The sequence below is a fragment of the Methylibium sp. T29 genome (assembly GCF_000576205.1).
In the GTDB taxonomy this organism is placed as follows: domain Bacteria; phylum Pseudomonadota; class Gammaproteobacteria; order Burkholderiales; family Burkholderiaceae_C; genus Methylibium; species Methylibium petroleiphilum.
Genome location: NZ_AZND01000581.1, coordinates 1 through 692 on the forward strand (window position 1 = coordinate 1; position 692 = coordinate 692).

The 692-nt window shown below is 75.4% G+C and carries 1 pseudogene; it reads left to right on the forward strand.

The features are described 5' to 3' along the window. A pseudogene (locus x551_RS22945) lies at positions 1-692 on the forward strand (sigma 54-interacting transcriptional regulator); the annotation flags it as partial.

The window sequence follows — 692 nt, forward strand, 5'->3', positions numbered from 1 at the left end:
CGCCGCCGCCACGCGACGACGTGCTGCTGCTCGGCGAGACGGCGTCGGCAGGAGATGTTCGCGCGCGCGCTGCACCACGCCAGCCCGCGCGCGGCGCAGGCCTTCGTGGCGCTGAACTGCGCGGCCTTGCCGGCCGAGCTGCTCGAGAGCGAGCTGTTCGGCGTCGAGAAAGGCGCGTTCACCGGCGCGCACCAGTCGCGCGCCGGCCGTTTCGAGCGCGCCGACGGGGGCACGCTGTTCCTCGACGAGGTGGGCGAGCTGAGCGCGGGCGCGCAGACGCGGCTGCTGCGCGTGCTGCAGGAGGGCGAGATCGACCGGCTCGGCGGCAGCACGACGCGCCGGGTCGATGTGCGGGTGATCGCGGCGACCAATGTCGACCTGGCCGCGGCGGTGGCGCGCGGCGGCTTCCGCAAGGACCTGTACTACCGGCTCGCCGTCTACCCGGTGCACATTCCGCCGCTGCGCGAGCGCCGCGAGGACATCGCGCCGCTGACCGAGTGCTTCATCGCCCGCATCGGCGCGCGCGACGGCCGGCGCGTCGGCGGGCTCACCGACAAGGCGCGCCACGCGCTGCTGGCGCACGACTGGCCGGGCAATGTGCGCGAGCTGCAGAACGCCGTCGAGCGCGCGCTGATCCTCACCGAGGAGGGCGCGCGCATCGACGCCGCCGCGCTGTTCGCCGGCGTGCCGCC